Source organism: Micromonospora sp. R77, assembly GCF_022747945.1.
GTDB lineage: Bacteria > Actinomycetota > Actinomycetes > Mycobacteriales > Micromonosporaceae > Micromonospora.
This window is the reverse complement of sequence record NZ_JALDST010000001.1, coordinates 4,837,679-4,853,344: the sequence shown is the minus strand read 5'-3', so window position 1 is coordinate 4,853,344 and position 15,666 is coordinate 4,837,679. Positions and strand designations below refer to the sequence as shown.

Sequence of the window (15,666 nt, the reverse complement as noted above, 5' to 3'; positions counted from 1 at the left end):
TCTGCCTGTCCGACGGCTCATCCGGTCACCGGCGGCGGCCGGGTCTGCGGTGGCGTGCATCCGCTCTCCCAACGACGCAGACCAGGCAAGGTGACTGAAAAGGAGCGCCCGGGCCCGCTCCGATCGGGCCACCTGCCGGCCGGCCATTGACATCGATCGTCACGCAAAGAAAGCTCGCGCTCACAGGTCCTTCCACGAAGGGGGCTCGATGAGGCGCAGACGGCTGGCGATCGCCGGCGTGGTCACTCTGGTCGGCACACTGGCGCTGACCGCACCGGCGAGCGCGCGGCCACCGTCCGCACCGGACGGCCGCGACGGCATGGAGGTGTACGTCGGCACGGTGAACGCCGAGCAGCTGGAGACGCTGCGGGCGTCCGGTGTCGACCTCAGCCACGACCGTCGCGGCACCCGGGCCGACGGTGCGACGACGGTGGAGACGGTGCTCAGCCGGCGGGAGGCGCGCCGCCTCGCCGACCAGGGCGTCGAGCTCACCGTGAAGAAGGTGCACGGCAGGGACGCCTCGCAGGCCTTACGGGAACAGGCCGCCGCCGGCTGGAAGGCGTTCCGCTCGTACAGCGAGCCCGGCGGCATCCGGGACGAGCTCACCGCCACCGCCGCCCGCTTCCCGAAGCTGGCCAAGGTGGAGACGATCGGCCGCACGGTGCAGGGCAAGCCGATCCTGGCGGTGAAGGTCACCAGCAACGCGCGGACCGTGCCGGACGGCAGGCGTCCCGCGGTGCTGTACGCCAGCACCCAGCACGCCCGGGAGTGGATCACGCCGGAGATGACCCGGCGGCTGCTGCACCACGTGCTGGACAACTACGGCACCGACCCGGGGATCACCCGGCTGGTGAACACCACCGAGCTGTGGTTCCTGCCGGTGGCCAACCCGGACGGCTACGACTACACCTTCACCCCGGGCAACCGGTTGTGGCGCAAGAACCTGCGGGACAACGACGGCGACGGCCAGCTGACCAGCACCGACGGCGTCGACCTGAACCGCAACTTCGCCTACAAGTGGGGCTACGACAACGAGGGCTCCTCACCGGAGCCGGCCAGTGAGACGTACCGGGGCACCGGTCCCGACTCGGAGCCGGAGACGAAGGCCCTCGACGCCCTGTTCAAGCGGGTCGGCTTCGAGTTCTTCGTCAACTACCACTCGGCCGCCCAGCTGCTGCTCTACGGCGTCGGCTGGCAGGTCAGCACCCGGACGCCGGACGACGTGATCTATCAGGCGATGGCCGGCGACGACGCCCACCCGGCGGTGCCCGGCTACGACCCGGACATCTCCGCCGAGCTGTACACGACCAACGGCGACACCGACGCGCACGCCCAGGCCCGGTACGGCACCCTGGGCTTCACCCCGGAGATGTCCACCTGCGAGACCGCCGCCGCCTCCGACCCGGACGACCAGTGGCGCCCGGAGGACTGCGTCAGCGGCTTCATCTTCCCCGACGACGAGAAGCTGATCTCGGCGGAGGTGGCGAAGAACCTGCCGTTCGCGCTCGCCGTGGCGAAGTCGGCGGCCCACCCGGACGACCCGGTGTCGGTGGTCGGGCGGAGCACGCCGGACTTCCAGGTGGACGCCTTCGACACCTCGTACGGGCGGACCCAGCAGGTCGCCACGATCGCCCGGCGGGCACTCAGGGACGTCCGGATGCACTACGTGGTCAACGGTGGCCGGCCGAGGACCGCCAAGGTCCGCGAGTGGCGCGGCGGCGAACGGTACGGCGACGGGAACGACGACTACTTCGCCGAGCTGCGCGGCACGGTGACCGGCACGAAGCCCGGCGACCGGGTGGAGGTGTGGTTCACCGGGGTCAAGCCCCGCACGGGACCGGTGGCCAGCGAGCACTTCACCTACCGCGTGCACACCGACATCGGCGGTGACGTGCTGGTCCTCGCGGTGGAGGACGTGACCGGCCTCAGCCCGGCGCAGGACGCCACCACCGCCAAGTACGCCGACCGGATCGCCGCGTCGGTGGAGGCCGCCGGCCACCACGCCGACGTGTACGACTTCGATGCGATGGGCCGGAAGGCGCCGCACCCGCTCGGCGTGCTGTCGCACTACCGGGCGGTGGTCTGGGAGACCGGGGACGACGTCATCCTCCGCTCCCCCGGCCAGGTCGGCGGGACCACCGCGGAGGCCGCGCTCGGCACCGAACTGGCCGTCCGTGACTATCTCAACGAGGGCGGCAAGGTCCTGGTGAGCGGCAAGTACGCGCTCTTCGCCCAGGGCGCCAACGGCAGCTACGTCTACCGGCCGGACGCCCCGCCGGAGTGCACCGACCCGGCCGACGTGGCCTGCCTGCCGCTGCTGAACGACTTCCAGCAGTACTACCTGGGGGCGTACAACTACGTCAGCGACGGCGGCACCGACCCGGACGGCAACCCGTACCCGGTGCGCGGGTCGGACGGGGTGTTCGCCGGGTTCGACGGCCGACTCAACGCGGCGGGATCGGCGGGCAACCAGGACCACACGGCGTCCTTCCTGACCACGTCGAGCTTCCTGCCGCCGGCGCAGTTCCCGCAGTTCGCCAGCTCGGCGACGGTGGACTGGGCCCGGCCCGGGGCGGCGCCGTTCGACCCGCGGACCGGCGACTGGTACCTGTACAGCGGGCGGGCGGACCAGTCGTACAAGCGGCTGACCCGGACCGTCGACCTCAGCTCGGCCAGCGCCGCGCAGCTGCGCTTCTTCGCCTCGTACGACGTGGAGCAGGACTGGGACTTCCTGTTCGTCGAGGCGCACGAGGTGGGCAGCGACCAGTGGACCACGCTGCCGGACGCGAACGGGCACACCGGCACGTCGACCGGGGAGAGCTGCCAGTCCGGCTGGGTGGCGCAGCTGCACCCGTTCCTCGGCCACTACCAGGGCGCGGACTGCTCCGCCACGGGCAGCACCGGCAGCTGGAACGCGGCCACCGGCGCCTCCAACGGCTGGCAGGAGTTCGCCGTCGACCTCTCCGCGTACGCCGGCAAGAAGGTCGAGGTCTCCATCTCGTACGCGTCGGACTGGGGCACCCAGGGCCTCGGTGTGTTCCTCGACGACGCGCGGGTGCTCGCCGACGGTGCGGTGCTCGCGGAGACCTCGTTCGAGACGCCTGACCTGGGTGGCTGGACGGTCGCCGGCCCGCCGGCCGGTTCCGCCACCGCGGCGAACGACTGGGCACGCAGCCAGCAGGCGTTCGAGGAGGGTTCGGCGGTGGTCACCGACGACTCGGTGTACCTCGGCTTCGGCCTGGAGGGGCTGGCCCCGGCGGCCCGGGACGACCTGGTCGCCCGGTCGCTGGCCCACCTGACCGGCGCGCGTAGCCGACCGTGACGCCGGTGCGGGCGGGTGCTGCGGGGAGGTCCCCGGGCGCCCGCCCGCACCCGGTCCGGCGTCGGACCGGCCGGTGATCCCCCGGTCCGGGTGCCGGGCCCCAGGGGTTGTGGTGAGCTGTAGCCATGCGCAGCTGGCGGTGGGGTCTGGTGCTGCATCCCACCCGGGACGTCGCCGAGGTGGTCCGGACCGTCGTCGACTGGACCAGCCGGCACGGTGTCGGGCTGGCCGTCCGGGCCGAGGATCGGGACCGGGTGCCGCCGGAGGTGGCGGCGCTGCCGGCCACCGCCCTGGCCCGCGAGTGCGACGCCCTGATCAGCATCGGCGGCGACGGCACGATGCTGGGCGCGCTCCGACTGACCGTGGACCACCCGACGCCGGTGCTCGGGGTGCACCTGGGGCAGCTCGGTTTCCTGGTGGAGGTGCAGCCGGCGGACCTGCCGGCCGCGCTGGACCGGCTGGCCGCCGGCAGCGTCACGCTGGAGCCGCACAGCTGCCTGACCTGCGAGGTCTGCGGCGACGACGTGACCGCGTTCAACGACATCGTGCTGGGCCGGCACCCGGGCGAGGGCTTCGTGCTGGCCACCCTCGTCATCGACGGCCAGCGCTACGGCTACTACCGCTGCGACTCGCTGATCGTCAGCACCCCCACCGGCTCGACCGCGTACAGCTACGCGGCCGGCGGGCCGCTGGTCTCCCCGGCGGCCCAGGCGGTGGTGGTCACCCCGTCGGCGCCGATGGCGGGCATCTCCCGGCCGGTGGTGCTCTCCCCCGACGAGGTGCTCCGGTTGGAGCTGCGACCGGGCTCGGCCAGGGCCGCCGTCGAGGTCGACGGGCAGGTCATCAAGCACATCGACGACGATGGCGCGATCGAGGTCCGTTACCGGCGCGACGCCGGCCTGGTGGTCCGCCTGGACCCGCGGCGGCACCGCGAGCGCAGTCAGCTGCGGCTGAGCCTGCTGGACCTGCCGCTGCTGCCGGACCAGCTCCGGGAGCTGCTGCCCGCACCGATGCGGGAGGAGTTCGACCGCCGCGAGGGTGGGCCATGAGGTCGCTCAGGCCCGGATGCCCGCCCACCCGTGGTGCCGGCGGACTGTGGAGAGGATGAAGTCCACCACCCGACGGGAGGTGTCCGACACCCGGTAGTCGGCAGGGCACGGCACCCCCTCCGCGTCGACCTGCGCGACGGCCACCCGGACCGCCTCGACCACGCCGTGCGGGTCGAGGCCGGTCATGATGATGCCGCCGGCGTCGAGCGCCTCGGGGCGTTCGATCGACTCGCGCAGCGTGACCGCCGGGAAGCCGAGGATCGCCGCCTCCTCGCTGATCGTGCCGCTGTCCGACAGGGTGCACCGGGCGTGCGTCTGCAGGTGCACGTAGTCGAGGAACCCGAACGGCTCGTGGAAGGCGATCCCCTCCAGCGCGGTGTCGTCCACCGCCAGCCCCTCCAGGGCCTTGCGGGTCCGCGGGTGGGTGGAGACCAGCAGCGGCAGTCGCCACTCGTCGCGTACCGCCCGGAGGCAGTCGAGCAGGCGGTGCAGCCGGTCCGGGCGGTCGACGTTCTCCTCCCGGTGCGAACTGACCACGAAGTATCCGCCGGGGGTGAGTTCGAGCCGGTCCAGGACGGTGGAGCGGGCGATGTCGGCGCGGTGGTGCTCCAGCACCTCCCGCATCGGGGAACCGGTGTGCAGGATCCGCCGCGGGTGCAGCCCTTCGGCGAGCAGGTTGCGCCGGGCGTGCTCGGTGTAGACCAGGTTGAAGTCGGCGACGTGGTCGACCAGCCGGCGGTTGGTCTCCTCCGGCACGTTCAGGTCGAAGCAGCGGTTGCCCGCCTCCATGTGGTAGACGGGCACCCGCATCCGCCGGGCCATCAGGGCGGCGATGCAGCTGTTGGTGTCGCCGAGCACCAGCAGCGCGTCCGGCCGGTAGGCGGTGATCGCCTCCTCCACCCCGACCAGGACGCCACCGAGCACCCGGCCCAGCGAGGAGGTGTCCACGCCGAGGAACCGGTCCGGTTGGCGCAGCCGCAGCTCGGTGAAGAAGACGTCGGAGAGGGACGGGTCCCAGTTCTGCCCGGTGTGCACGAGCACGTGCTCGACCGTACGGTCCAGCCGGTCCATCACCCGGGACAGCCGGATGATCTCCGGCCGGGTGCCGACCACCGTCATCACGCGGGTCATGGCAGGGTCCCCTCCTCGTGCCCGGCGCGGCCGGCGTACGCGCCCGCGCGGGGAACGGCAGCTCCCCCGGGGAGCAACGAGGCGTCCCCGGGGGAGGTTGCTGGGACGGGTGGCTCAGGCCTGCCCGAGCACGTCGGAGACGAGCCCCTTCGCCTCCTCCTGGATCCGGGCGAGGTGGTCGGGTCCCTGGAACGACTCGGCGTAGATCTTGTAGACGTCCTCGGTGCCGGAGGGCCGGGCGGCGAACCACCCCGATTCCGTGGTCACCTTCAGCCCGCCGATCGAGGCGCCGTTGCCGGGGGCGGTGGTGAGGATGGCGGTGATCGGCTCACCCGCCAGCTCGGTGGCGGTCACCTGCTCCGGGGAGAGCTTGCCGAGCACGGCCTTCTCCTGCCGGGTGGCCGGCGCGTCGATCCGGGCGTACGCGGGCGCGCCGAAGCGCTCGGCCAGCTCGGCCCAGTGCTGGCTGGGCGTCCTCCCGGTGCTGGCGATGATCTCGGCGGCGAGCAGGCAGAGCAGGATGCCGTCCTTGTCGGTGGTCCAGGTGCTGCCGTCGCGGCGCAGGAACGAGGCGCCGGCGCTCTCCTCGCCGCCGAAGCCGACCGTGCCGTCCAGCAGTCCCGGCACGAACCACTTGAAGCCCACCGGGACCTCCAGCAGCGGCCGGCCCAGGTCGGCGGCGACCCGGTCGATCATCGAGGAGGAGACGAGGGTCTTGCCGATCGCCGCGGCCGGACCCCAGTCGGACCGGGTCCGGAACAGGTGGCCGATCGCCACGGCGAGGTAGTGGTTGGGGTTCATCAGCCCGCCGTCCGGGGTGACGATGCCGTGCCGGTCGGCGTCGGCGTCGTTGCCGGTGGAGACCTGGTAGTCGGCGCGGGCCGCGATCAGCGACGCCATCGCGTTCGGCGAGGAGCAGTCCATCCGGATCCGCCCGTCGCCGTCGAGGGTCATGAACCGCCAGGTCGGGTCGACCGTCGGGTTGATCACGGTCAGGTCGAGCCGGTGCCGCTCGGCGATCTCCCCCCAGTACGCGACGCTCGCCCCGCCGAGCGGGTCGGCGCCGATGCGGACCCCGGCGTCCCGGATCGCGTCGATGTCGAGCACGGTCGGGAGGTCGTCGACGTAGTGGGCGAGGAAGTCGTACTCCCCGGTGGTGTCGGCGGCGCGGGCCCGCGCGTACGGGATGCGCCGGACCTCCTTGAGACCGGCGGTGAGGATCGCGTTGGCCCGGTCCTGGATCCACTTCGTGACGTCGGTGTCGGCGGGCCCGCCGTTGGTCGGGTTGTACTTGAAGCCGCCGTCCTCCGGCGGGTTGTGCGACGGGGTGATCACGATGCCGTCGGCGAGCCCGCCGGTCCGGCCCCGGTTGTGGGTGAGGATCGCGTGCGACGCGGCCGGCGTCGGGGTGTAGCCGTCCCGGCTGTCGCGCAGCACGGTGACGTCGTTGGCGGCCAGCACCTCCAGCGCGCTCGCCTCCGCCGGGGCGGAGAGCGCGTGGCTGTCCCGGGCCAGGAAGAGCGGCCCGTCGAGGCCCTGCTCGCGGCGGTAGTCGCAGAGCGCCTGGGTGACGGCGAGGATGTGGTCCTCGTTGAACGCGTTGCGCAGGCTCGACCCCCGGTGCCCGGAGGTGCCGAAGGAGACCTGCTGCGCCGGATCCTCGGGATCGGGGTGCTCGGCGTAGTAGGCGGTCACCAGCCGGGGCACGTCGACCAGGTCGGCGGGCTCGGCGGGCTGGCCGGCACGGGGGTGGGCCACTGCGGGAACCTCCTCGGGTTGCGGGGCGTACGGTGCGGGCGGGTCAGGGCTCGACGCGCTGGCCCTTGCCGATGACGACGATGCCGTTGTCGGAGACGGTGTAGCGCTGCCGGTCCTTCTCCAGGTCGACGCCGATCTCGGCGCCCTCCGGGACGTAGACGTTCTTGTCGAGGATGGCCCGGCGGACCACCGCGTGCCGGCCGATCTCGACGCCTTCCATCAGCACCGCGCCGTCCACGTGCGCCCAGGAGTGCACCTTCACCTTCGGCGACACGATCGAGTTCTCCACCAGCGACCCGGAGATCACCGCGCCGGGCGAGACCATCGAGCCGACCGCCCGGCCGACCCGCTCCCCCCACTGGTGGACGAACTTCGCCGGCGGGAACGGCGGCTGCATGCTGTAGATCGGCCAGTCGAAGTTGTAGAGGTTGAACACCGGGTGGACGTTGATCAGGTCCATGTGGGCGTCGTAGAACGAGTCCAGCGTCCCCACGTCGCGCCAGTAGCCGCGGTCCCGGTCGGTGCTGCCGGGCACCTCGTTGTCCTTGAAGTCGTAGACGTTGGCCTCGCCCCGCTCGACCAGCATGGGGATGATGCTGCCGCCCATGTCGTGCTTGCTGGTCTTGTCCTCGGCGTCGCGCTCGACGGCCTCGCAGAGCGCGCCGGTGCTGAAGACGTAGTTGCCCATCGAGGCGTAGATCTGGTCCGGGGCGTCGGGGAGACCGACCGCGTCGGTGGGCTTCTCGCGGAACGCCCGGATCCGCTTGCCGTCGTCGCCGACCTCGATCACGCCGAACTGGTCGGCCATCGACAGCGGCTGGCGGATGCCGGCCACGGTCACCCCGGCGCCGGAGGCGATGTGGTCCTCCACCATCTGCCGGGGGTCCATCCGGTAGATGTGGTCCGCGCCGAAGACGATCACGTAGTCCGGCTGCTCGTCGTTGATCAGGTTGAAGCTCTGGTAGATCGCGTCGGCCGAGCCGGCGAACCACCACGGGCCGCGCCGCTGCTGCGCCGGGACCGGGGTGACGTAGTTGCCGAGCATGGTCGACATCCGCCAGGTCTTGGTGATGTGCCGGTCCAGCGAGTGGGACTTGTACTGGGTCAGCACGACGATCTTGAGAAAGCCGGCGTTCGCCAGGTTGGAGAGGACGAAGTCGACCATGCGGTACATCCCGCCGAAGGGGACGGCCGGTTTCGCCCGGTCGGTGGTCAGGGGCATCAGGCGCTTGCCCTCCCCGCCGGCCAGGACGATCGCGAGCACCTTGGCAGCCATGACCCGACGCTATCCATCCCGCCGCCACTTCACCACTCGTACGGGCACAGTTCTGCACTAGGGTGCGGTGGATGAACGACTCCGCACCGCTCCGCGTCGATCTGCTCACCCGGGAGTACCCGCCGGAGGTGTACGGCGGCGCCGGGGTGCACGTCGAGTACCTGGCCCGTGAGCTGCGCCGACTCGCCGACGTACGGGTGCACTGCTTCGGTGCGCCGCGCAGCGAGCCGGGCGTCACCGCGTACGCCGAGCCGGCCGGCCTGGCCGGCGCGAACGCCGCGCTGCGCACCATGGGCGTCGACCTGGAGATGGCGGCCGGCTGCGCCGGCACCGACCTGGTGCACAGCCACACCTGGTACGCCAACTTCGCCGGGCACACCGCGAAGCTGCTGCACGGGGTGCCGCACGTGGTGAGCGCGCACAGCCTGGAGCCGCTGCGGCCGTGGAAGGCCGAGCAGCTCGGCGGCGGCTACGCGCTCTCCTCGTGGTGCGAGAAGACCGCCTACGAGGCCGCCGACGCGATCATCGCGGTCAGCGCGGGGATGCGGCGGGACGTGCTGGCCGCGTACCCGGCGGTCGACCCGGACCGGGTCCGGGTGATCCACAACGGCATCGACACCGCGCAGTACGCCCCGGACACCGGCACCGACGTGGTCGACCGGCTCGGCATCGACCCGACCCGCCCCAGCGTGGTGTACGTCGGCCGGATCACCCGGCAGAAGGGCCTGCCCTACCTGCTCCGGGCGGCCCGCGAGCTGCCCGCCGACACCCAGCTCGTGCTGCTGGCCGGCGCCCCCGACACACCGGACATCGCCGCCGAGGTGGAGGGCCTGGTCGCCGAGCTGCGGGCCAACCGTTCCGGGGTGGTCTGGGTGGCCGAGATGCTGCCCAAGCACGAGGTGATCCAGGTGCTCACGCACGCCACGATCTTCGTCTGCCCGTCCGTCTACGAGCCGATGGGCATCGTCAACCTGGAGGCGATGGCCTGCGAGACGGCGGTGGTGGCGACCGCCACCGGCGGCATCCCCGAGGTGGTGGCCGACGGCGAGACCGGCCTGCTGGTGCCGATCGAGCAGGCGACCGACGGCAGTGGCCGGCCGCTGGACCCGGAGCGCTTCGTGGCGGACCTGGCGGGGCGGATCAACGAACTGCTGGCCGACCCGAAGCGCACCGGGGAGTTCGGGCTGGCCGGGCGCCGCCGCGCCGTCGACCACTTCTCCTGGGACGCCATCGCCGCCCGCACCGTCGACCTCTACCGCTCGCTGCTGGGGTAAGGAGGGGCCCCCTGTTAACGCCTCCGGTAGAGAAGGGCTCCCTTCTCACCAACCGGCGGGCGGGGGCGCTGGGCGGGCGCGTTGGGCGGTGAGCGGCGCTGGGCGGTTGGTGGGTGTCAGGTGATGTGCAGGGCGGCGGCGAGCCGGTCCAGGCCGAGCGGGGCGGTGCCGTAACGCGCCACGGCGGTGAGCACCTCCCGGGCCACCGGCCGGTCCTGCACCTCGCTGGGGGCGGTGCGCTCGGCGTCCAGCAGCGCCCGCCCGGCCTGGGGCAGGTCGCCGGCCTCGGCCCAGCCGCGCGCCACGTCGAGCAGGTACGCCGCCCGGTGTTCGACCGGCAGCCGGCGCCAGCCGTCGCCGGCCAGCAGCCGCTGGTGGCGTACCGTCGCGGGCCCGACGTCTCCGGCGGTGACCTCGACGACCACGCGGGCCGCTTCCACCTCGGCCAGTTCGACGCCCCCGCCACCGACGGTCCCGGCGAACGTCGCGGCCTGGTCGAGCAGCCGCCGGTCGTCGTCACCCCGGCCGGCGGCGGCGAGCGCGCGGCCTGGAGCAGCAGCGGGCCGCGCGGCGACCACACGCCGGCCGACCCGCGCGGCGTGATGCGGTGGGCGGCCAGGAGCGCCGCCTCCGTCGCGGACCGCCGCCGGCCCACGGCCCGCAACGCCTGCGCCAGCGGCACGGTGGCGGCGGCGGCCGACCGGGCGTCCTCCGTGGCCAGGGCGAGCGCCATCCCCGGTCGGCGGCCAGCCAGGCCAACTCCCCCTGCCCGACCTTGACCAGCGCCAGGGCGGTGAGGCCGTACACCGGCACCAGCAGGGCGTCGGCGACCGGGCCGGGACGGGTCTCGCGGGCGGCGTCGAGCAGGCCGGGCAGCAGGTTGAGCAGCATCGGATAGCGGGCGTGCCAATAGCTCTGCTCGGCATGGTCGAGGCGGGCGCGCACCTGCGCGGGATCGGGCGGCCGGTCGACGCCTCGACGTGGTAGCGGGCCAGCGCGGCCCGGACCCGGGCCACCCCGGCCACGGCGAGCGCCGGCCGCTCCGGCCGCTGCGCCAGCAGCACCGCCAGGTCGATCCGCAGCGCCTCGGCGACCTCCCGCAGGTTGGACATCCGGTCCAGCCGGCGGGCTCCCCGCTCGACCTTGTCCACCCAGCTCTTGGACTTGCCGAGGCGGTCGGCGAACTGCTGCTGGGTCAGGTTGCGCCGCACCCGCCACTGGGCCACCCGGCGACCCACCGGCAGCTCGTTCACCGCCGGCCGGTCCCGCTCACGCCGAAGATCCCGAACAGCACCAGCACGAGTACGACCAGCGCGACCACGAGACCGTAGGCGTACTGCCGCCGGGTGGGCGGCGCGCGGTCCGGTCGGGGCGGGCCGGGCACCCGGTCGCCGTCGGGCTGCGGCGGCCGGGCCCCCACGATCGGGTACGCCGCGGGCAGCGGCCCGTCGTGCGGACGTTCCTGCATCTCCGCCTCCCTGCGCGTCACGGGCAGGTCAGGGCCGGTGTAGCGGGCACTCCGTTGCTGACGAGAGGCACCTGCCACACCGCCAACTTAGGACCCTGAGTAGCCACAGTCAGAACCCACACCGTGTCGCCGTTGGTGAGACTCTGGACAGGCTGACGAGAGGTGGTTCCTATGCCCCGCAAGCCTGTCTATGAGCAGGTTGTCGATGACGTCATCGCGTCGATCCGCAGCGGCACGCTCAAGCCCGGGGACAAGCTGCCGACGATCGCTGGACTCGCTCGGCAGTACAACTCGTCCGACAACCCGATCAAACGAGCCCTCTGGATCCTGGATGAGCGGGGCTGGATCGAGGTGCACCAGGGCAAGGGCTCGTTCGTGGCGCCGGAACCGCCCGCCTGACCGGGGATACCTCCTGGGTGACCAAGATCGTCTGATGGTGGCGGCACTTCGGCCCGGCGTGTCGTCACGGTGGGGTGCAGACGATCACGCCGCCCGGAAACCAGCCGGCCACCGTCGTCACCGCACCGCCGGGCTGCACACCTTCCAGTCGCCGGCCTGGCGCTCGACGTGCAGGCGCACCTTGCGGGTCGGCCCGCTCGCGTAGGTCACCTCGGCGAACACGGCGCGGAGGGTCGGTGTATCGCTGGAGCGCTCGACTGTCACGTCGGTGATCCGGAATCCAGTCGGGCCGGAGTCCGAAGCGCGGGCCAGCCAGGTCGCCCGGGACTCCCGGCGGCGGTCCGCCTCGCACAACAGGTCGTACGCGGTGCCGTAGTCGCGGCGGACGATGGCGGCCAGATAGGCGTCACCGGCGGCGCGCATGCCGGGCTCGTCTCTGGCGTCCTTCCGGGTGAGGTACACGCCGCTGATCGGCACACCGCAGCACAGGAGTACGACGACGCCGAAGATCGCGATCTCGAAGCCGCGGGTGGACATCTCCCTCTCGTCAGCCACCTCGCCGACGCTATGCGCGGCCGGCAACCCCAGCCGGCTCGGCCGGGCCCACCAGCGGCAGCGCAGAGGGCGAGACGTCACAGGGGCCGGCCGCCCCAAGGATCTGCACGAGTCCGACGCGGGTCGTAGATGACTAGACGCGCCGAAGCGCGCCCGGCCGAGAGGCCGGGCGCGCCGCGATCGTTCGGTGACTAGACGATTCGGTTGAAGTTGTTCCAGCCGCTGCCGACCTGCCGCACGTCGGTGTAGGGGATGCCGCCGTCACGGTTGAAGTTGTTGGAGAAGAGCCACATGGTGCCATCGGCCTTCACGCCGAGCAGGTCGGCGAAGCCGTCGCCATTGGCGTCGGAGGCGACGATCTTGGCGTAGTTGTTCCAGCCCGAGCCGACCTGCCGCACATCGGTGTAGGGGATACCGCCGTCACGGTTGAAGTTGTTGGAGAAGAGCCACATGGTGCCATCGGCCTTCACGCCGAGCAGGTCCGTGAAGCCGTCGCCATTGGCGTCGGAGGCGACGATGCTGGCGTAGTTGTTCCAGCCCGAGCCAATCTGGCGCACGTCGTTGTATGGGACGCCGCCGTCACGGCCGATGTTGTTGGAGAAGAGCCACATGGTGCCATCGGCCTTCACGCCGAGCAGGTCCGTGAAGCCGTCGCCATTGGCGTCGGAGGCGACGATGCTGGCGTAGTTGTTCCAGCCCGAGCCGACCTGCCGCACATCGGTGTAGGCGACGCCGCCGTCACGGTTGAAGTTGTTGGAGAAGAGCCACATGGTGCCATCGGCCTTCACGCCGAGCAGGTCGGCGAAGCCGTCGCCCGTGACGTCAGCATTGATCACGCGGACGTAGTTGGTCCAGCTGCTGCCGATCTGACGCACGTCGTTGTAGGGCACCCCGCCGTCACGGGTGAAGTTGTTGGAGAACAGCCACATCGAACCGTCGGTCTTCGTGGTCACCAGGTCACCGAAGCCGTCTCCGCTGACGTCGGCGATCCACGGCTGAGCCGCGGCCGGGGTGCTACCGCCGGTGACGCCGGCCGCCGTGCTGAAGCCCACGATGTCGGCGTTGCTGGCGTAGTTGTAGTAGGTGTGCGCGGCGACCCGGTCGCTGGTGTTGCCCTCGATCGTGTAGAGGTTGCTCCCTAGGGCGTACCGGACGATTCCGACGTGGTCGATCACGCCGTCGTGCTCCCAGTCGAAGACGATCGCGTCACCCGGCTTCGGGACGTAGCTCCCCCTCGCGTGCCAGGTGCCATGGTTCTGCCCGTAGGTCTTGAACGACCTGGCATAGCCATCGATCTGGGACAGGTCGGTGGTGACGCCGGCTTCCCGCCACACGTACTTGGCGAACGCGGCGCACCAGGCGTAACTGGAGCCGCCTCCGCCCCAGCCGGCTTTGCCGCCGCAGGAGGGCCAACCGAACATGGCACCCCCGTAGTAGCTGCAGTTGACCGGTATCTCGTAGTTCCGACTCGAGTCGTTGAGTTCCCGCTTGGCGATCGTCACGATTCCGTCGCCGGTGACCGCCGCGTGAGCCGCCGGCGGGGCCGCGGTGATGCCGAGGACGAGTCCCGCCATCGCCGCGGCGGCGGCCAGCCGCCGCAGGGTCTTGAACTTGCTCATCGCTGTCTCCTTCGTATTGGCGCGAGGAAATGTCGTCGAAGAATTGCCGTGCTAGAGAATCCGCCACAGGCTGAGCAGTGGCTCCCGGCTGATCGCCAGGCTCACCACTCTGCTGAGAATCTCGGCTGCCGAGACCGGATCGTCGCCGTCGATAAATGCCATGACGTCAAAGCCCTGCGGGCCGGCCCGGATGCGAATGTGCTCCAGGCGGTCGGCGGGTGTGGCGTGCGCGTGGATCAGGTCTCGCAGGGCCCGGGGCGGGAGCGCCCGCGTCGGATCGAGCGGCGCGATGCGCAGATGGGCGGCGACCATCACGCCTGCACCCCCGGGCTCACCAGCGTGGGAGCAGCCCAGCCGAACCCGTCCGCGAGCACCTGCGACGCGTGCCCACCGTCCCGGCCGGCTCCCCCCGAGGTGTCCGTGACATTGTGCTGGCCGGCCCACAACGCGCTCACGATTGTCAGCGAAATAAAGGCAAGGGCGGTCACGCGGCGAGCCGAATTTGCGCAGGCAGACATGAAGATCTACTCCAATCGAGGGATTACATTGATTATTCGAGTCGATCGGCGGAGCTCGTTGATGCTTTTGCCCCGCTGAGAAGAGCATTGCGGGTGCGTCCGGCGATGTCACCGGTTCGGAATAGGCGTGACCCCGCCGGGCGGGATCACGCCAGCGTCACCAGGGGTCACACGATCAGTCACCGCTGAGGCAGAATGTCCGCGTCGGTCTCATCCGGGGAGGGAACGATGTTCGACATTCTGGGCTTGTCGACGCAGCACGAGAACGTCTATCGGGCGATGCTGCAGCGCCCAGAGCTGAACGTGGCCGGCCTGGCCGAGCACCTGGCTGTCTCGCCTGAGGACGTCCGCGACGCGCTCGACGTGTTGGCGGATCTGGCACTGATCCGGATGGACGTGGGCAGCGACCAGGCCCGGGCGGTGCGGCCCCAGGCAGGACTGACGGCGCTGCTGGCGAAGGTGGAGGCGGACGTCGCCGTCCGGCAGCGGCAGGTCGAGGCGACCAGGGCGGTGATCGCCGCCATCGCCCACGCCCACGACGACCACCACCAGGTCGGGGAGGGCCGGCTGTTACAGGGCGTCGACGCCGTACGGGAGCGCCTGACCGAACTCGCTCACGTGGCGCGTACGGAATGCCTGTCGTTCACCACCGGACGCGCTCAGAACCCTGACACCATGCGGGCCGAGAGCGAGCTCAACCAGATCGCGCTGCAACGCGGCGTGCGGATCCGCAACGTCTATCAGGAGAGCTTCCGCAACGATCCGGCCACCATGGCGCACGCCAACTGGATGGCGGGACTGGGTGGTCAGTCCCGCACCACACCGACGCTGCCGATGCGCCTGGTGATCGTCGACCGCGAGACGGCGCTGGTCCCCATCGATCCGCTGGATTCCCAGCGCGGCGCGTTGGAACTGCGCAGCCCCGGCGTGATCGCCGGGCTGGTCGGCCTGTTCGAGCAGGTCTGGCAGGGCGCGACGCCCTTCGGCGAGAAGGGCGCGCCCGACGAGTACGGTCTCTCCTCGCAGGAAAGGGCCCTGATCCGACTGCTCGCCGAGGGTCACACCGACGAGTCGGCGGCGCGCAAACTGGCGGTCTCGCTGCGCAGCGTCCAGCGGATGATGACCTCGCTGACCGAGCGGTTGAACGCGGCGAGCCGGTTTCAGGCGGGGGTGCAGGCGAGCCGCCAGGGGTGGGTGTGAGTGCGCGGGGAGGAGCACGACCGAGGCTGACCGGGAACGGCCGTTGGAGAGATCTTGGCAGCGGAGGGCCCCTCGGCGGGCCCGGATCTTCCAAGAT

14 protein-coding genes are annotated in these 15,666 nt (G+C 71.4%); 5 read left to right on the top strand and 9 right to left on the bottom strand.

Features of this window, described 5'->3' with window-relative positions:
• Positions 1–208 precede the first annotated feature (208 nt).
• Positions 209–3,322, top strand: a complete 3,114-nt coding sequence (locus MRQ36_RS22855; RefSeq protein ID WP_242798548.1) for a M14 family metallopeptidase — start codon at positions 209–211, stop codon at positions 3,320–3,322.
• A gap of 125 nt (positions 3,323–3,447) precedes the next feature.
• Positions 3,448–4,371, top strand: a complete 924-nt coding sequence (locus MRQ36_RS22850; RefSeq protein WP_242798546.1) for an NAD(+)/NADH kinase — start codon at positions 3,448–3,450, stop codon at positions 4,369–4,371.
• A gap of 6 nt (positions 4,372–4,377) precedes the next feature.
• Here MRQ36_RS22850 and wecB read toward each other — a convergent pair whose 3' ends face one another.
• From wecB to glgC, 3 genes are all read right to left on the bottom strand, one after another.
• Positions 4,378–5,502 carry a non-hydrolyzing UDP-N-acetylglucosamine 2-epimerase gene (gene wecB, locus MRQ36_RS22845; RefSeq protein WP_242798544.1) on the bottom strand — a complete coding sequence of 375 codons (1,125 nt, stop codon included), beginning with the start codon at positions 5,500–5,502 and terminating at the stop codon, positions 4,378–4,380.
• 114 nt (positions 5,503–5,616) lie between these two features.
• On the bottom strand, positions 5,617–7,260 hold the full coding sequence (gene pgm, locus MRQ36_RS22840; protein ID WP_242798543.1) for a phosphoglucomutase (alpha-D-glucose-1,6-bisphosphate-dependent): 1,644 nt from the start codon (positions 7,258–7,260) through the stop codon (positions 5,617–5,619).
• Positions 7,261–7,303: 43 nt separating this feature from the next.
• Complete coding sequence (glgC, locus tag MRQ36_RS22835; protein ID WP_242798540.1) at positions 7,304–8,536, bottom strand: glucose-1-phosphate adenylyltransferase; 1,233 nt, start codon at positions 8,534–8,536, stop codon at positions 7,304–7,306.
• Between the two features lie 71 nt (positions 8,537–8,607).
• On the opposite strand from glgC, the gene glgA reads away from it, so the two are divergent.
• Entirely contained in the window at positions 8,608–9,810 is a 1,203-nt protein-coding gene (glgA, locus tag MRQ36_RS22830) for a glycogen synthase (protein WP_242798538.1), read from the top strand.
• Between the two features lie 116 nt (positions 9,811–9,926).
• Here the strand turns inward: glgA and MRQ36_RS22825 are convergent, their stop codons facing one another.
• Entirely contained in the window at positions 9,927–11,063 is a 1,137-nt protein-coding gene (locus MRQ36_RS22825) for a helix-turn-helix domain-containing protein (RefSeq protein ID WP_242798536.1), read from the bottom strand.
• Positions 11,060–11,278, bottom strand: coding sequence for a hypothetical protein (locus tag MRQ36_RS22820; RefSeq protein WP_242798534.1), 219 nt, complete (start codon positions 11,276–11,278; stop codon positions 11,060–11,062). The genes MRQ36_RS22825 and MRQ36_RS22820 overlap by 4 nt, the downstream gene beginning before the upstream one ends.
• Before the next feature lie 171 nt (positions 11,279–11,449).
• Here MRQ36_RS22820 and MRQ36_RS22815 point away from each other — a divergent pair, with 171 nt between their 5' ends.
• Positions 11,450–11,677: a winged helix-turn-helix domain-containing protein gene (locus tag MRQ36_RS22815; RefSeq protein ID WP_242798510.1), complete on the top strand. Its 228-nt coding sequence runs from the start codon at positions 11,450–11,452 to the stop codon at positions 11,675–11,677.
• A gap of 117 nt (positions 11,678–11,794) precedes the next feature.
• Here the strand turns inward: MRQ36_RS22815 and MRQ36_RS22810 are convergent, their stop codons facing one another.
• From MRQ36_RS22810 to MRQ36_RS22795, 4 genes are all read right to left on the bottom strand, one after another.
• On the bottom strand, positions 11,795–12,232 hold the full coding sequence (locus MRQ36_RS22810) for a hypothetical protein (RefSeq protein WP_242798508.1): 438 nt from the start codon (positions 12,230–12,232) through the stop codon (positions 11,795–11,797).
• A 191-nt stretch (positions 12,233–12,423) separates the two neighbouring features.
• A complete protein-coding gene (locus MRQ36_RS22805; protein ID WP_242798506.1) occupies positions 12,424–13,851 on the bottom strand; it encodes a CHAP domain-containing protein in 1,428 nt (475 codons plus the stop codon).
• Positions 13,852–13,902: 51 nt separating this feature from the next.
• The gene (locus MRQ36_RS22800; protein WP_242801307.1) at positions 13,903–14,163 is read right to left on the bottom strand and encodes a hypothetical protein; all 261 of its coding nucleotides are present in this window, start codon (positions 14,161–14,163) and stop codon (positions 13,903–13,905) included.
• Complete coding sequence (locus MRQ36_RS22795; RefSeq protein ID WP_242798504.1) at positions 14,163–14,306, bottom strand: hypothetical protein; 144 nt, start codon at positions 14,304–14,306, stop codon at positions 14,163–14,165. The genes MRQ36_RS22800 and MRQ36_RS22795 overlap by 1 nt, the downstream gene beginning before the upstream one ends.
• A gap of 291 nt (positions 14,307–14,597) precedes the next feature.
• Between MRQ36_RS22795 and MRQ36_RS22790 the strand changes: the two genes are divergently transcribed.
• Entirely contained in the window at positions 14,598–15,569 is a 972-nt protein-coding gene (locus tag MRQ36_RS22790) for a helix-turn-helix transcriptional regulator (RefSeq protein ID WP_242798502.1), read from the top strand.
• The last annotated feature ends 97 nt before the right edge of the window (positions 15,570–15,666 follow it).